General features: G+C 49.5%; 12 protein-coding genes. 7 read left to right on the top strand and 5 right to left on the bottom strand.

Annotated features, from left to right (window positions below; genetic code table 11):
* Nucleotides 1-21 precede the first annotated feature (21 nt).
* Together ACXAGC_RS14095 and metK are read right to left on the bottom strand one after the other, a co-directional pair.
* Nucleotides 22-519: a hypothetical protein gene (locus tag ACXAGC_RS14095; RefSeq protein WP_474844889.1), complete on the bottom strand. Its 498-nt coding sequence runs from the start codon at nucleotides 517-519 to the stop codon at nucleotides 22-24.
* Between the two features lie 193 nt (nucleotides 520-712).
* Nucleotides 713-1858, bottom strand: coding sequence for a methionine adenosyltransferase (gene metK, locus ACXAGC_RS14090; RefSeq protein WP_119500228.1), 1146 nt, complete (start codon nucleotides 1856-1858; stop codon nucleotides 713-715).
* Nucleotides 1859-2322: 464 nt separating this feature from the next.
* Between metK and tkt the strand changes: the two genes are divergently transcribed.
* The 5 genes from tkt to ACXAGC_RS14065 all read left to right on the top strand — a co-directional run bounded on the left by tkt (nucleotide 2323) and on the right by ACXAGC_RS14065 (nucleotide 9007).
* Nucleotides 2323-4314: a transketolase gene (gene tkt, locus ACXAGC_RS14085; RefSeq protein WP_474844888.1), complete on the top strand. Its 1992-nt coding sequence runs from the start codon at nucleotides 2323-2325 to the stop codon at nucleotides 4312-4314.
* A 24-nt stretch (nucleotides 4315-4338) separates the two neighbouring features.
* Nucleotides 4339-5352, top strand: a complete 1014-nt coding sequence (gene epd / locus ACXAGC_RS14080) for an erythrose-4-phosphate dehydrogenase (protein ID WP_474844887.1) — start codon at nucleotides 4339-4341, stop codon at nucleotides 5350-5352.
* Between the two features lie 31 nt (nucleotides 5353-5383).
* Nucleotides 5384-6559, top strand: a complete 1176-nt coding sequence (locus ACXAGC_RS14075; RefSeq protein ID WP_119500231.1) for a phosphoglycerate kinase — start codon at nucleotides 5384-5386, stop codon at nucleotides 6557-6559.
* Between the two features lie 124 nt (nucleotides 6560-6683).
* On the top strand, nucleotides 6684-7583 hold the full coding sequence (locus tag ACXAGC_RS14070; protein ID WP_474844886.1) for a fructose bisphosphate aldolase: 900 nt from the start codon (nucleotides 6684-6686) through the stop codon (nucleotides 7581-7583).
* Between the two features lie 263 nt (nucleotides 7584-7846).
* Nucleotides 7847-9007, top strand: a complete 1161-nt coding sequence (locus ACXAGC_RS14065) for a GGDEF domain-containing protein (RefSeq protein WP_474844885.1) — start codon at nucleotides 7847-7849, stop codon at nucleotides 9005-9007.
* Between the two features lie 28 nt (nucleotides 9008-9035).
* Here ACXAGC_RS14065 and ppx read toward each other — a convergent pair whose 3' ends face one another.
* The 3 genes from ppx to ACXAGC_RS14050 form a co-directional block, all read right to left on the bottom strand.
* Nucleotides 9036-10571, bottom strand: a complete 1536-nt coding sequence (ppx, locus tag ACXAGC_RS14060) for an exopolyphosphatase (protein WP_474844884.1) — start codon at nucleotides 10569-10571, stop codon at nucleotides 9036-9038.
* Nucleotides 10572-10577: 6 nt separating this feature from the next.
* On the bottom strand, nucleotides 10578-12647 hold the full coding sequence (gene ppk1 / locus ACXAGC_RS14055) for a polyphosphate kinase 1 (RefSeq protein ID WP_474844883.1): 2070 nt from the start codon (nucleotides 12645-12647) through the stop codon (nucleotides 10578-10580).
* 105 nt (nucleotides 12648-12752) lie between these two features.
* Nucleotides 12753-13259, bottom strand: coding sequence for a glycine cleavage system transcriptional repressor (locus ACXAGC_RS14050; RefSeq protein WP_119500236.1), 507 nt, complete (start codon nucleotides 13257-13259; stop codon nucleotides 12753-12755).
* A 170-nt stretch (nucleotides 13260-13429) separates the two neighbouring features.
* On the opposite strand from ACXAGC_RS14050, the gene ACXAGC_RS14045 reads away from it, so the two are divergent.
* Nucleotides 13430-15604 carry an ABC transporter permease subunit gene (locus ACXAGC_RS14045; RefSeq protein ID WP_474844882.1) on the top strand — a complete coding sequence of 725 codons (2175 nt, stop codon included), beginning with the start codon at nucleotides 13430-13432 and terminating at the stop codon, nucleotides 15602-15604.
* The gene (pstA, locus tag ACXAGC_RS14040) at nucleotides 15597-17171 is read left to right on the top strand and encodes a phosphate ABC transporter permease PstA (protein ID WP_474844881.1); all 1575 of its coding nucleotides are present in this window, start codon (nucleotides 15597-15599) and stop codon (nucleotides 17169-17171) included. Before ACXAGC_RS14045 ends, pstA begins: the two co-directional genes overlap by 8 nt.
* The last annotated feature ends 1 nt before the right edge of the window (nucleotide 17172 follow it).

Below are 17172 nucleotides of genomic sequence, written 5' to 3'. Positions count from 1 at the left end.
AGCCCGTTGTCTTAGTAAGGGTCAGAAATAGTACTGAACACCGAGCAACAATGAATTGATGTCTTTATCACTTACTTCCCTGTACTGGTACTCCACTGCCATTTTCACCGAATTTAATTCTCCGATTTGCCAGCCAACGCTGGCGGCGGTGCCTGCGTTGTAAGGCAGATAAAGCCAGTCAGAATAGGCGGCCTGTTGATCGTTACTGGTTTGCAGCGCTGCGAATATGCGTTGACTGGAGTCTTTTAACAAAGAGCGGCTGGCCGAGACCCTCACGGAGTCTACTGAGTGATATGTACTGATCTTGTCAACCCACTGGTCGTGATAAGGCAGCTCGCGGTTGTAGCGCACCCCAAATCGCCAGGCCGGCAGGCGCTGACTGCGAAATGAAATTTCAGACTGATAGGGGGAGGCAACGTATACTGGCTGACTTCTTTTCGTATCAGAAAGCACACTGCCGCCTGCATGACACAGCGTACTTAATAAAGTCAGACAACTCACTAGCCAGAAGTATTTCATGGCATGGTTCCTATGTGTGTGCCTGAGTCTGCAGCTCAGTTAGGGATTGATTATCGGGCAGGCAATGCGATTTATACTTAAGTGTAGTTGGTTTGGATGATTATCCCAGTGAGAAAATGTAATTATTTTTAAAATAATTTAAATTAAAAAAAGCGGCATGTGGGAACATGCCGCCTTCCTTTTATTTTTGTCTTTATACAGAGGCTTTAAGCGCTTCTGCTTTGTCTGTGGCTTCCCATGGGAATTCATCACGGCCGAAGTGGCCGTATGCAGCCGTTGGACGGTAAATCGGACGTTCCAGATCAAGCATCTTGATCAGGCCGTAAGGACGTAAGTCAAAGTGTTCACGTACCAGTGCCACCAGTGTTTTCTCATCAACCACACCTGTACCAAACGTTTCGATACTGATAGATGTTGGCTCTGCTACCCCGATAGCGTAAGACACCTGAATTTCGCAACGCTTCGCCAGACCGGCTGCAACGATATTCTTCGCCACATAACGACCTGCGTATGCCGCCGAGCGGTCTACTTTTGATGGATCTTTACCGGAGAATGCACCTCCACCGTGACGGGCCATACCGCCGTAGGTATCTACAATAATTTTACGGCCAGTCAAACCACAGTCACCCATTGGTCCGCCGATAACAAAACGACCAGTCGGGTTAATGTGGAATTGAGTGTTTTTGGTCAGCCATTCCGAAGGCAGTACAGGCTTAATCACTTCTTCCATAACGGCTTCGCGAAGTTGCTCTGTGGTGACCTTTTCATTGTGCTGAGTAGACAGAACAACGGCATCAATACCCACCGGTTTGTCGTTCTCATAAATAAAAGTCACCTGACTTTTTGCATCAGGGCGCAGGAAATCAAGCTGACCGGACTTTCTCACTTCGGCCTGCTTTTGCACCAGGCGGTGTGCATAGGTGATCGGTGCCGGCATTAATACGTCAGTTTCGTCACTGGCATAGCCGAACATCAGACCCTGGTCACCGGCACCCTGTTCTTCAGGGCGGGCACGGTCAACACCCTGATTAATGTCAGGAGATTGCTTACCAATCGCATTCAGCACAGCACAGGAGTCAGCATCAAAGCCTACATCTGAGTGGTTGTAACCAATTTCTTTTACCGTCTGACGGGTCAATTCTTCAATATCGACCCAGGCGGATGTGGTGATCTCACCACCTACCAGTACCATACCGGTTTTTACATACGTTTCGCAGGCAACCCGTGCTTTGGGATCCTGTTCTAATATGGCGTCAAGCACAGCATCTGAAATCTGGTCGGCAATTTTATCCGGATGTCCTTCTGAGACTGATTCCGATGTGAATAAATGTGCGGCCATAAATCCTCCGTTATTTCTGGGTTAACCAATACATCACTATCATAAGCTTAAGTGACTGGCTGGTTGGGTATATTCGTTCGCCCCCGGGTATATTCTGTCGTCCCGGACGATGAACAGCATTGTACCGGGTTCGTATGAAAATACCATCTTTACTTCTGGACGTCTAAAAGTCTATTTGTTACGTTTCGTTGACAGTCCGGTTCGTTATTACGTGAGTAAGACGAAAAACGATTTCTGTCAGCAGAGAACCTGTTTTGCGCAACGACTATCCGAATAATTGTTATAAGTTAACTAAATTCGATAAGTGCACCCGGTATAAAACACATTGAACTGGTTATGCGCTTAGGTAAGAATAGTCGCCAGTTTGAAAATTCATAGTCGGCAGCAGGAATTCCTATCCGTTTCCGGATTAATCTCCGGGTTGTCAGTGTCAAAGTTTTAAGCAAATTATTAAAGGAGTTAGCATGCCAACTCGTCGTGAACTTGCCAACGCTATCCGCGCACTTAGCATGGATGCAGTTCAGCAAGCCAAATCAGGCCACCCGGGCGCCCCTATGGGTATGGCGGATATCGCACAGGTTTTGTGGTGCGATTATCTTTCTCATAACCCGTCTAATCCCAACTGGGCGAACCGCGACCGTTTTGTGCTTTCAAACGGTCACGGCTCTATGCTGCTTTATTCATTGCTGCATCTCACGGGTTATGATCTGCCGTTAGAAGAGCTGAAAAATTTCCGTCAGTTACATTCTAAAACCCCGGGTCACCCTGAATATGGCTATGCGCCGGGTGTTGAAACCACCACCGGTCCGCTGGGACAAGGGATCAGCAACGCCGTAGGTATGGCGCTGGCAGAGAAAGTGCTGGCTGCACAGTTTAATCAGGACGGCCACGATATCGTCGACCATTATACCTACACGTTCCTGGGTGACGGCTGCCTGATGGAAGGTATTTCTCATGAAGTATGCTCGTTAGCCGGCACATTAGGTCTTGGCAAGCTGGTAGCGTTCTACGATGACAACGGCATCTCTATCGACGGTGAAGTTGAGGGATGGTTCACCGACGATACCGTGAAGCGTTTCGAATCATACGGCTGGCATGTCATTGCCGGTGTTGATGGTCACAACCCTGATCAAATCCGTAAAGCGGTTGATGAAGCCCGCGCGAATACCACACAGCCTACACTAATCTGCTGCAAAACCATTATCGGTTTTGGTTCCCCTAACAAGCAAGGTAAAGAAGATTGTCACGGCGCTCCGCTGGGTGATGACGAAATTGCATTAACCCGCAAAGAACTTGGCTGGACCCACGGTGCCTTCGAAGTACCACAGGATATTTACGCTGAGTGGGATGGCAAAGAGAAGGGCAGTGCGGCAGAAGCGAACTGGAACGAAGCGTTTGCAGCCTATGAAAAAGCGTTCCCTGAACTGGCAGCAGAATTCAGCCGCCGTGTAAATGGTGATGTACCGGCTGACTTCGTTGAAAAAGCGGATGCTTACATTGCAAAACTGCAGGCTAACCCTGATGCCCCGGCAACCCGTAAAGCATCGCAGAATGCATTAAATGCATTTGGTCCGTTACTGCCTGAATTGCTGGGCGGCTCTGCTGATCTCGCCGGTTCTAACCTGACAATCTGGTCAGGTTCAAAAGGCGTTGATGCGAAAGACGCGTCCGGTAACTACATCTACTACGGTGTGCGTGAGTTCGGTATGTCGGCAATGATGAACGGCATTACCCTGCATGGCGGTTTTAAAGCGTACGGCGCTACCTTCCTGATGTTTATGGAATATGCACGCAACGCAGTGCGTATGGCCGCGCTGATGAAAGCGCCGTCTATCTTTGTTTATACCCACGATTCTATTGGTCTGGGTGAAGATGGTCCTACGCACCAGCCGGTTGAGCAACTGGTGGCATTACGCTCTACGCCTAACCTTGACAACTGGCGGCCTTGTGACCAGGTTGAGTCTGCGGTAGCCTGGAAAGAAGCAATTTTACGTACCGAAGGTCCTACCACCTTAATTTTTACCCGTCAGGGTTTACCGCAGCAAGCACGCTCTGCTGAGCAGGTTGCTGACATCGCAAAAGGTGGTTATATCCTGAAAGATACTGACGGTACACCAGATGTACTGCTAATCGGTACAGGCTCTGAAGTGCAACTGGCTGTCGCTGCCAGCGAGCAACTGGCAGAGAAGGGCATTAAAGCCCGTGTGGTTTCTATGCCTTGTACTGATGCGTTTGACCGTCAGGATGCTGAATATCGTGAAGCCGTTCTGCCTTCAAGTGTTACTAAGCGTGTTGCAGTTGAAGCATTAGCGAAAGATTCCTGGTATAAATACACAGGTTTCGGCGGCGCAATTGTGGGCATGGACATCTTTGGTGAATCCGGTCCGGCAGGAGAACTGTTCAAACACTTCGGCATTACAACAGATGCCGTTGTTGAGGCAGCGTTGTCTTTATAATAGTTCGACAACAGGCGGTTTTTTATGGTCCGTGTAGCCATAAATGGGTTTGGCCGCATTGGTCGTAACGTACTGCGCGCCCTGTATGAAACAGGGCGCAATCAATTGATTAAAGTAGTTGCGATTAACGACCTGGCAGAACCTCAAGGCATAGCCCATCTGCTCAAATACGACACCACGCATGGTCGGTTCGGGTTTGATGTGGCGCTACAAGACGAACAGTTAATGGTGGCGGGTGACAGTATCCGCCTGTTGGCTGAACCTGATATTCACAACCTCCCCTGGGACACTCTGGGGGTGGATATTGTGCTCGAATGTACCGGTGTATTTTCTGACCGGCAGGCCGGTCAGGCCCACCTTGATGCCGGTGCCGGCAAAGTGCTCTTTTCACAGCCCGGCAGCACCGATTTAGACAACACCATCATTTTTGGCACCAACGAAGAATCGTTGTTACCTGAACACAAACTGGTATCTAACGGCTCGTGCACCACGAACTGTATTGTTCCTGTCATCCAGGCGCTGGATAATGCTTTCGGCGTATTAAGCGGCACTATCACTACCATACATGCGTCAATGCATGATCAGCAGGTGATTGATGCCTATAACAAAGATCTCCGTCGTGCCAGAGCTGCCAGTCAGTCTATCATTCCTGTCGACACCCGGTTGGCCGCCGGCATCGAACGTATTCTGCCAAAGTTTGCAGGTAAGTTTGAAGCCATTGCGGTGCGGGTACCCACAGTCAATGTGACGGCCATGGATTTAAGTGTGACGCTGGACACAGAAGTGAACATCACTGATGTGAACAATGCACTGAAAAAAGCGCGTGAAGGGCGACTTTCCGGTATATTGGGTTATTCGGAAGCGCCGTTAGTCTCAGTAGATTTTAATCACGATCCTCATTCATGCATTGTTGATGGTACGCAAACCCGTGTAAGTCACCGTCAACTGGTGAAAACGCTGGTGTGGTGTGACAATGAATGGGGTTTTGCAAATCGAATGATTGATACCACGCTGGCTATGTACCAGTCGGGGTGTTGAGGAAATTAACTTCAGTTTTTAAGGGAAAACTATGGCAATTCCAAGCATGCAGGATTTGGCGCTGAACGGTCAGCGCGTGTTGATCCGTCAGGATCTCAACGTACCGGTAAAAGACGGTAAAGTCACGTCAGATGCACGTATCAAAGCATCTATCCCTACAATCAAAGCTGCTCTGGAAGCCGGCGCAGCGGTAATGGTGATGTCTCACCTGGGTCGTCCTGAAGAAGGTAAATACGAAGAAGAATATTCACTGCAACCAGTCGTTGATTACTTAAATGGTGCACTGGACGTGTCAGTGTCGCTGGTTAAAGACTATCTGAACGGTGTTGATGTGAAGCCGGGCGAGCTGGTTATTCTGGAAAACGTTCGTTTTAATAAAGGCGAAAAGAAAGACGACGAAACCCTGTCAAAACAATACGCTGCGTTGTGCGACATCTTTGTCATGGATGCATTCGGTACAGCTCACCGTGCCCAGGCGTCGACACATGGTGTCGCAAAATTTGCTCCGAAAGCGTGTGCTGGCCCGCTGCTTGCAGCTGAACTCGATGCATTGGGTAAAGCACTGGATAACCCTAAGCGTCCGATGGTTGCTATTGTGGGCGGTTCAAAGGTATCAACTAAGCTCACTGTGCTGAAAACGCTGGCAGAGAAAGTGGACCAGCTTATTGTTGGTGGTGGTATCGCCAATACGTTCATTGCTGCTCAGGGCCACAATGTTGGTAAATCACTGGTTGAAATGGATCTTGTCGATGAAGCGAAAGAGCTCATTGCACAGGCGCAGGCAAATGGCGGTGATATTCCGGTACCTACCGACGTAGTCACCGGTACTGAGTTCTCTGAGACCACGCCGGCCACATTAAAGGCAGTGGATCAAATCGGCGATGACGATATGGTGTTTGATATTGGTCCTGATTCGTCGGCGGCATTAGAAACAATTTTGAAAAATGCGGGCACAATTGTCTGGAACGGTCCTGTAGGTGTGTTTGAATTTGATCAATTCGCCGCAGGCACAAAAGCGTTAGCGCAGGCTATTGCAGACAGTGACGCATTCTCTATTGCAGGTGGCGGTGACACGTTAGCTGCAGTAGATAAGTATGATATCGCAGATAAGATATCTTACATCTCTACCGGCGGTGGTGCTTTCCTTGAGTTCCTGGAAGGCAAAACCCTGCCAGCGGTCGCTGTTTTAGAAGAAAAAAACCAATAATAAAAACAGCGCTCGTGTAACGAAATTCGTTACTCAACTTGTCCGGCGAACAGTGACGTTTGCCGGCATTATTATAAACCCTACAGCCGTTTTTACACGCGGCACATAAAAAGGAGTGTTGCTCATGGCATCACAAGCGCAGCAGGCTATGCTGGATAAAATTAAAGTCCAAAAAGGTTTCATTGCAGCCCTCGATCAAAGCGGAGGCAGTACACCTAAAGCTCTGAAACTTTATGGGATCGATCCGTCTGCTTACAGCACAGACGAAGAAATGTTCGACATGGTACATGCCATGCGAACCCGCATTATTACCAGCGATGTGTTCAGTGGTGAACGCGTTCTGGGTGCCATTCTGTTTGAAAACACCCTCGACAGGGATATCGAAGGCATGCCTTCGGCAAAATTCCTGTGGGAGAAAAAGCGTGTGGTTCCTTTCCTCAAGGTAGACAAGGGACTTGAGGATGAGGCAAACGGTGTTCAACTGATGAAGCCTATTCCTACCCTGGATACCCTGCTTGCTAAAGCCGTGGCGCAGGACGTATTCGGTACCAAGATGCGTTCAGTGGTCAAGCTGGCTAATCATGAAGGTATCAAAGCCATCGTTGAGCAACAGTTTGAAGTGGGTAAGCAGATTCTGGCTGCAGGTCTTGTGCCTATCATCGAACCGGAAGTCGATATCAACAGCCCTGAGAAGGCGGAAGCAGAAGCATTGCTTAAACTGGAAATCATGACGCAGCTGAACCTGTTGAATGAAGGTCAGGAAGTGATGCTGAAACTTACCTTGCCAACTCAGGATAACTTCTACAATGAACTGGTTGATCATCCTAAAGTGATTAAAGTGGTGGCATTGTCAGGGGGTTATACCCGTGATGAAGCGAATGCTAAACTGGCAGAAAACCCGGGTATCATCGCCTCGTTCTCCCGCGCATTAACTGAGGGTGTAAGCGCTCAGCAGTCGCAGGAAGAGTTCGACAGTACGTTGGATGCTGCCATTGAGTCTATCTATCAGGCGTCAAAATCTTAATGCATATCAACAAACCGGTAAGATCCTGCTTACCGGTTTGCTTTCTTTTTCCTCACACACTTTGCTGTCTTTAAGTTCTGCTTTATACTTTATTAGTAGATTCTAATTTATATTCTGTCCGGGTGCAGTTTATTAAGCATTTCATGCTACGAAATTGACAGATTGAAGCCGGCTGGACTATGGTTTCACGTTGGCTAAAACTCCAACAAAGCGGCGCGAAGGCATGCGCCGGAATACTTCGCCAATAATAGGGATCCGTTGTAGTGAGTAATACAGAACACATCTATTTTTTAATTGGCATTCTGAGTTTGCTGGTAACGGTAGGTGTTGTGTTTACTTTTGCCCTGCCTGTGCCTAATCACCGTTATAAAGCACAATCGCCGGTTTTCGCCCGGCTGTTCCTCATTTCAGTCTGGTTTGCATTTCTGGCTATTTGTCTGGAACCGCTGGGCTATCCTCTGGCCAGCGCGGCCACTCTGAATTTGTGTATTTTACTGGCGATGTATATGTTGCTGATGGTGGTAATGCGGCGCTACGGATTACCTCTCAGGCCATTGGAAGCTACCGGCATAGTGTGTCACCTGATCTTGTGTGAAGCCGTGTCTTTGTATTTTTATCTGGTCAATGACCAGGTGCTTATCAGAGAACTCATTGTCTCCGTATGTGTGCTGGTACCGCTGGGAATGGCGCTGAAACTCATTTACCGGCATATTCCGCAAAATAAGGGCGGCGATGAAATGATTTTCGTCGTGGTCGCTATCACTACTGTGGGCGTTGTTTTCGGCGTACCGGTTTATCTCTCCATGCTGGAAGAAGGTGAGTCAGTCAGCACTAATGTGGCGTTTGTCGCTATCTTTTTTCTGACTATTCTGTTCATGCTGGGCTTTCCCACCAGTCTGATGCAATCTTTATTTCAGCGGCTCAGTACCCAGGTGTATATTGATGCTTTGACAGGCACGAAAAACCGCCACTTTCTCTACAAGGAAGCACCGAAAATGCTGTCTCATACACGCCGGCATAACCAGCCCCTGTCCCTGGTGGCCTGCGACATTGATTATTTCAAAGCTGTGAATGACAAGTTCGGTCATCCCATGGGAGATATTGCCCTGAAGCGATTTACTGAAATTGTGGAAACATCTCTGCGGGATGGCGATACCATGATTCGTATGGGCGGCGAGGAGTTTCTGATCCTGCTTCCGAACAGTAAGCTGATGGAGGCCAGTACGCTGGCTGAACGGCTTTGTGAGCAGGTCCGCAGCAGCGAAATACAACTGGAAAAAGCGACGATCGCACTCACAGCGTCATTTGGTGTTGCCGGTATCAGCGACGATGAGACTATTTTTGATGGTATCCGCTACGCTGATGAAGCCCTGTACAGAGCCAAGGCATCAGGCCGCGATCAAGTAAAACGGGCACAGAGCTGAATCTGGCTTATAAACAGCTCTGCATTACTCAGTTTTCCTGAATCACTAACTCCAGTTCCAGTGTTTTCCAGTAAAGAATTTCTTGCTGAAGATCGGCAGACATGATGGGTTTGGTTTCCAGCCATCCGGTAGGAAACGTAAGCGTCAGGGCATGTTTGGATGCATTCACTTTCATTTCCGGCAGAAACGCTTCCTGACGTTTGATGTTCAGCAATGCGCCCAGGCGGATAATACAAATGGCCCGTTTCACTGCACTGCTGTCAAACAGTTGAAACTCAGGGATCTCAGCCACTTTAATTTTCTTACGGTGAAAACGAACCAGCGTGGCCAGTAAATCCTGTTGCTCCTGGGTAAAGCCGGGCATATCCACATTCGCTAAAATGTAAGCCGAGTGCCGCTGAACGCCACGGGAGTTTATTTGTAAACCAACTTCGTGTAACAGGGCTGCCCATCCCAGCATGGCGCGGAAATCTTTGTTTTTGAATTTCCAGTCACCGGACGCCTGGTCGAAAAGACTCAGAGTAGTGGTAAGCACCATGTTTGCCTGATCGGTGTCCACATCGTACCGCGTGGCCAGGCTCTTTGCTGTCCGTTCCCGGATATCGGTGTGTTTAAGTTCATCTTCCATCTGATACAACACACCTTCCCGCAGAGCGGCCGGGGAATATTGCAAAGTGTCGATGCCGAGGGATTCAAAAATGCCGATAAGAATGGCCAGGCCGCCGGCGATCACCCCACGCCGGTCATCACTGATTTCCGGCATAGTGAGTTTATCGGTGTGTCCTGCCTCGATGAAAGACTTCATCAGATTGCGCAAACTCTTCAGTGTTACCGGCTCATCGTGACCGTTTGATTTGTCGCGCTGGGCAAGGCTGAACAGGGTTTTAATTGTGCCGGACGTACCGATACACTGAGACCAGCCTAGCTGCTTGTAGCGGTTCTCAATCATTTCAAGTTCTTGCTTCGCCGCAGTAATGGCACGGTTGAAGTTTTTGGCTTTTAATTCACCGTCAGTAAAGAAGCGGTTGGTATAGCTGACGCAGCCCATTTGTAACGAGCGGCAAATCAGCGGATCAAAACCTTCGCCAATAACGAATTCTGTGGAGCCGCCGCCAATGTCAGCCACTAAACGACGGCCGTCGCTGTGGTTGGTATGGGCTACGCCCTGATAAATTAAGCGGGCTTCTTCCACACCGGAGATAATTTCGATGGGGTAGGGCAATACTTCACGGGCTGCATTGATAAATGCACGGGCATTGACTGCACGGCGAAGGGTATGCGTGGCAACAATGCGTACCGAATCCGGTTCGAAGCCCCGCAGGCTGTCTGCCACCAGTTGCAGCATTTTAAGGCCACGTTCAATCGCTTCATCAGACAATACGTTGTCTTCGCTTAAACCTGCCGCCAGACGGACTTTTTCTTTCAGGCGGTGAAGGATCTGAACGGAGCCCGCATTAATACGGGCAACCACCAGGTGGAAGCTGTTGGAGCCAATATCAAGCGCCGCAACCTTAGTGGTGTCACGGCTTTCAACAGCTTCAAATACGGATTCGGATGGACTCAAATGGCGTTACTCATCTTCGAGACGCTTAAGATAGTCATAGATTTCTATCTGTGAGCGTAGTTTTTTACGGTTACCCCTACGAACGTACTTATTCGTCTGTTCCTTGTCAATCACCCGCGCTTTCAACGTGTCTTTAAATTGTAGCTCCAGGACATCGACAATTTGCTGTTGCAGACCTTTATCGTATACCGGACAACCTACTTCAATCCGGTTGTCCATGTTACGGGTCATCCAGTCCGCCGATGAGATAAATACTTTTCTGTCACCGCCACCCTCAAATACCATCACCCTGGGGTGTTCCAGGAAACGGTCAACGATGCTGGTAATAGTGATGTTTTCGCTGATGCCCGGAAGACCCGGGACCAGTGAACACATGCCCCGCACAATACCACGAATCTTCATGCCGGCCTGACTGGCGCGGTACAGGTCGTCAATCAGCTCCTTGTCGACCAGGTTGTTTATTTTGAAGGTGATCTGGGCTTTGTGGCCTTCCTTCAAATACTGAATTTCCTGGCGGATTAGCGACTGAATTTTATTACGGCTGTTCAGCGGCGAAATTTGCAGATGCTGGAACTTATAGCGGCGGTACGGGTACTGAATGAGATCGAATACACTGGCGGCTTCTTCTGCCAGTTCCTGATTACGGGTAAATAAACTGAAGTCGGTATAAATCTTCGCGGTTTTCTCGTTAAAGTTACCGGTACCGAAGTGCGCGTAATTGACCAGCGATCCCCGTTCTTCACGGGTTACCAGACACAGCTTACTGTGAATTTTTAACGTAGGAACGCCTAACACAACGCGGATACCCGCATTTGTCATCCGGCGGGACCATTCAATGTTGGCTTCTTCATCGAAACGGGCACGAAGCTCTACGACAACGGTTACTTTCTTGCCGTTGTCTACCGCATCAATGAGCGAGTTAATGATCCGCGAATTGCTTGCTACCCGGTAAATGTTAATACGAATAGACTTTACGCTCGGGTCGAACGCTGCCTGACGTAAAAACTCGGTGAAATGCAGGAAGCGGTGATACGGATAGTACAGCAGAATATCGTGAGCGGTAATGGCATCGAAGACGGTGTTGTGCGTGGAAAACATCTTCGTGTCGATGGCCGGCAGCTTTGGATTTTCCAGGTACTCGCGGCCTACATTCGGAAAGCCGATGAAGTCTTTGAAGTTCCGGTAATGACCTGCAGCATGCATGGTGTCCAGCTTAGTGACTTTCAGGCGTTTACGTAAATCCACTACCATGTCTTCCGGCATGGAGTAGTCGTAGATAACACGTACAGGTTCGGCGATCAGGCGTTGCTTCATACTCTCGGACATCTTGTCCATATAGCTCTCATCAATTTCGTCATTGATGGAGTATTCAGAGTCGCGGGTCATTTTAAAGGAATAAGCTTCAAGAGAATCGTATTTCACGAAGCCGCGGAATATTTCTTCAAGACAAAGCTGAATGACGTCATCCAGCAAAATAATGTGCTTTTTCTTACGGCTTTTTTCCGGCGGGATCAGGATGAAACGTGAGGTTTCTGACGTGGGCACCTGAACAACGGCGTATCGGGTATTTTTGCCTGTGCGACGTAATGCCACATACAAGTAAACGGATGTGCCGTTAAGGCGGCTCAGCAGATCGGTTTTCTTATCAATCAGGATAGGCGCAATGTGGCGCAGAATTTTATTGACGAAGAGGTTGCGCAACCACACCCGCTGGTAATCGTTCAGTTCATCTTTTCGCAGAATGAAAATGTTGTAACGGGCCAGAGCCTTCAGCACATCTTTGTGAATTTCATCGAACTTGTTGGAAAGGTGTACCACTTTCTTCTGAATTTCCGCCATTAAAGCCATCAGTTTGTTGGCTTCATCATCACTGCCATTGTCTTCTGCAATCGTGATTTGACGTTTTACGTCGGCGGCGCGGACACGGTAGAATTCGTCCAGGTTGTTCGAATAAATGCCCAAAAAGCGAATGCGCTCTACTGCCGGATTATTTTTATCGGCAGCCTCCTGCAGCACCCTTTCATTAAAGGCCAGCCAGCTAAGTTCTTTGGGGTAATACAGTTCGTTGTGTTCCATACTTACGGTTTTACAATTCAAAAGTTGCAAAGCCTGCCACTTATCCGTGACAACCGTGTGACAGGCGGGGTTTCCGGCACGGAACCGGAGGTGATTTTCGCAGCGTTATACGCTGGTGTTGATGTCGACAACCAGGTCGTTCGCGATACCTTCCAGCGCTGTCTGCAGTGCACTGTCGTCAAATGACTCCGGCACTGCGATAACCGCTTTAGCTTTAAACATCAGGCTTCCCCAGTTGGGGGCGCTCTCGCAACGGGAATCAAAAGAGACAATATTCAGGTTGAACTGGTTTAGAATATTTGTCAGTTCCTGTACGATGCCGGGCTTATCGTTACCCATGATTTCTACTTTAAGGGTGTCGCTGAAGGTCTGAGAATTCTCAGCAACAGTGACAGACTGCACAGTTAAATCGGGCAGGCTGTCTAAGGCCGATACCAAATCATCGTGTTTTTCTTTGGGAACATGTACCTCAACGAAACCGGTAAACAGGCCAGCCATATGAGCAAAGCTGCTGCCCAACCAGTTGGCATCGTGACGATAAACACACTTGGCAAGGGCATCAACCAGACCGGGTTTGTCCTTGCCCATGATAGTAATGATCAGAGGTTGCATTGGCACTCCTGTTATTTTGAATGACGGCACCCGGCAACGGTGCTGACGAGTGGGTTGGCGCAGAGAGACTGCGTAACTTTCACTTGATTAGAAGTATTAAAATAACACATCATTGGCAATCAACCCTATCTGATCTTCTGAAAAATCAGGCAAAAGTTGCTTTTACAATAATGAAGTCACCTGCGGACAAACAAATTAAGAAAAGGCAGCGTAAAGACAAGCGCCTGACATTCATCGTGACACTGTTTGGTGGCATGGTGCTGTTCACGTTGGTATTGCTCATTACTCACCTTATTTCACAGGCAATGCCACTGGCTATGCGCCCTGATATGGTTAATGTGACCAGTGCGTCACTCAGCCCGGAACAGATACAGCAGGGACAGGCGGTTCTGGCCAGTGGTGATCTGATGGAAGGTCAGCCATTGATGACGCGGTCAGATGAATGTCGGGTGAAAATGCTGGCGCTGAACGGCAAAAAAACAGGCTTTGAGCCTTTTCATGACTATATTCGTCCCTGCGATCATGAAACCCGCATGGTAAGTGAAACCGGACAGTATTTCATTGCAGATGTCTCCTCTTCCGGTCAGGTAAGGATTGTTGAAGTACAGTCGCTGGCTCTGAGTACCGCTGAACCACAATTTATTGCCGGCGAGCCGCGAACAATCGGCGCCGGATTAATCAGCTTTGCATTACCGCAGGATATCTGGAATGGGCGCATCCGCTGGCAAATTGAATTAGGGGAGCAGTGGATTGTCGCCGTTGTTCACACGCCGTCTCAAATTTTCGTCCGCTGGGTAAACCGCAGAAACCCGGTGAAAATAACGGATCATCATTATTCCTCTGATGCCAGTGTACTGCCTTTGCCCGGCAGTGGTATCACGCTGGTTTATGAGAATGGCGTGCTCGGACAATATCCCCTGAAAGGCGCTCCTGAAGAAAAGCTCACCAGAGAGCCGGTTTCCTGGTGGCACAGCCTGCCAAAAGATCGCACCGTACTGATGGCGTCGCCGGAAGGGAAATTAACACGCTGGGTGCTGCAGAATACTGACGGTAAGATGCGTTACTACCCTACCTGGACCATCACACTGCCAGAAAAGCAGCTCCCCGCGGATGTGACTGCCCATGCAACCACTAACGGTCTGGCGCTGCTCACAAAGCAACAACAGGTGTTGCTGATGAACAGAGTCACCGGAGAAGTGGTAAGCCATTTCAGGAATGCAACGCCACAAAATCATATCAGCTGGTACGGACAGCGGCTTTATCTGTGGTCAGACACCGGTGTATCCGTGGAAAAAATTAACTGGCTCACCGGTATCACCACCTGGTCCTCGTTATTCAGTCCTCAGCAATATGAAGGATACCAGGAAGACGGAACCATCTGGCAAACCACCAGTGGCTCAGATTATCAGGAAACAAAATATAGCCTGGTGCCACTATTAATCGGCAGTCTGAAAGCTTCAGTGCTGGCTCTTATCATTGCGATACCTGTAGCCGTGGGGGCTGCGGTGTATTCTGCATATTTCTCCAGAGCAGCACTCAGGCACTGGCTGAAGCCGGCTCTGGAATTGCTGGAAGCAGTGCCCTCTGTGCTTATCGGTTTTGTGGCCGCTATCTGGCTGGCTCCTATGGCTGAGCGGGTGCTTTTTTCCTTTGCGTTTTTCCTTGTGGTTGTGCCGCTGATTTTATTTGCAGCGGCTTTTGTACAAAACCGCCTGGCGCGAAAATTACCCCATGTATTGCGTCAGGGCACAGAACTGGTTGTTTTGCCCTTGATGGTATTTTGTCTGGGGTATGTCAGCATGCAATGGGCGCCTGAATGGATATTCAGTCTGGCGGGCGTAGACGGTTTTGAAGCCATGTCGGCATCGTCTGAAACACCGGTTGGAAAAACCACAATTGTGGTTGCGCTGGCCCTCGGCGTGGCTATTTCCCCGACAATTTATTCGCTGGCTGAAGATGCAATCAGCGGGGTACCGGATTATCTCAAGCACGCGTCTTTTGCCCTCGGGGCAACACGGTTACAGACATTGCAATACGTGGTGTTGCAAATGGCCATGCCCGGTATTCTGGCAGCGATTATGCTCGGTTTTGGCCGCGCCTTTGGTGAAACCATGATCGTACTGATGGTCACAGGGAATACGCCGGTATCTGACTGGAGCCTGCTGGAGGGACTGCGGGCACTTACCGCGAACCTGGCTATCGAACTGCCGGAAACCGACGTGCAGGGCGCGCACTATCAGATCTTATTTTTAACTGCCTGTATCCTGTTCGGCTTCACTTTCATTGTGAATACGTTGGCTGAACTGTTGCGGCAAAAACTCCGGGTCAATGCCCGTCATGATTAAAACCAAAATTGAAGCCATAATGACGCCGGCACAGCGTCAGTCGTTTGTTATCAGCTTCACCGCATTTTTAACCACGCTGTTATTGCTGGCGCTTGTCAGTATTCTCGCCCTGATCATTTACCGGGGTGTCGCTTATTTCTGGCCTGCACCGGTATATTCACTCACGTTTATCGATGAGCAGACGAAAGAGGCCAGGTCTGTTTACGCCCAGGTCTTCAGTGAGTACAAGGAAAACAATAACACCGTGCGCTGGGTGGTGTATTCGTCGGAGCAAAATCCCCACGGTACACAGGCGCTTGTAGACGAAGATCGCACGCTTACGCTGGTGGAATCGGTGAACAGTGCCGACATCACCCTCAATGACGGGCTGTCCGTACTGGGTGTGCCGGTACAGATCACTGCCGGCGGGCAGCATGTTTTCGATGAGTCAGCCTACGGCACGGTCACTGAAAAAGTCAGCCGTCTGGAAGACAGTATTGATGATTTACGTACCCGCTGGTTGTCAGGGATCCACCAGAAACTGGCTGAACTGGATACGCGGGGAGTGGCTGCAGATGCGCCGGCGCGGGAAAAGCTGAATGATGCCTTCCGGCAGTGGCAAAGCAAAATTATTGCACTGGAAACCGAGCGGGACAGTTACACACTGCACATTGCCATGGCTGACGGTTCCGTCATTGCGATTCCGGTAGCGAGCATACAGGAAATGATTTTTCCGGGGCAGCTTAGCATTGCCGGGAAAATCGGGGTTACGCTGAGTCATATCGGACAATTCCTGATCCAGGCACCCAAGCAGGCCAATACCGCCGGTGGCGTGTTTCCCGCTTTGTTCGGCACAGTGTTGATGGTATTTATCATGACCATTATAGTAACGCCGTTCGGTGTACTGGCCGCGGTGTACCTCAATGAATATGCGCCGGATAATATCCTCACTGCAACCATCCGCATCAGTGTGTCGAACATGGCGGGTGTGCCTTCCATTGTTTATGGCGTATTCGGCCTGGGCTTCTTTGTTTATGTTGTCGGCGGTAACATCGATTCGTTGTTCTTTTCAGACACATTACCCTCGCCAACTATGGGTACGCCCGGACTATTCTGGGCGGCGCTGACCATGGCTATTCTTACTCTCCCTGTGGTGATTGTTGCTACTGAAGAGGGGTTGCGCAGGGTGCCGCGGGGATTGCGGGCGGGAAGCTACGCCCTGGGAGCGACGAAGGCGGAAACCATTATGCATACAGTATTGCCCATGGCTTCGCCCGGCATCATGACCGGTGTCATTCTGGCAATTGCGCGGGCTGCCGGCGAAGTTGCACCACTGATGCTGGTGGGGGCCGTGAAGTTTGCGCCGAACTTACCTTTTGACGGCGAGTTTCCCTATCTCCATCTGGAACGGCAATTTATGCATCTGGGTGTACTGATATACGACGGTGCTTTCCACAGCCAGACTGACGCAGAAGGGGCTTCCATGATGTTCGCCACCTGTTTGCTGTTATTGCTGGTGGTGCTCATTCTCAATATTCTGGCGGTGTTACTCAGAGCACGGTTAAGAAAACGGTACTTAGCGAGCTGAT

The organism is Alteromonas sp. AWJ4_197 (assembly GCF_056160285.1).
The sequence above is the reverse complement of the archived record's forward strand: the minus strand, read 5'-3'. Positions and strand labels throughout refer to the sequence as shown.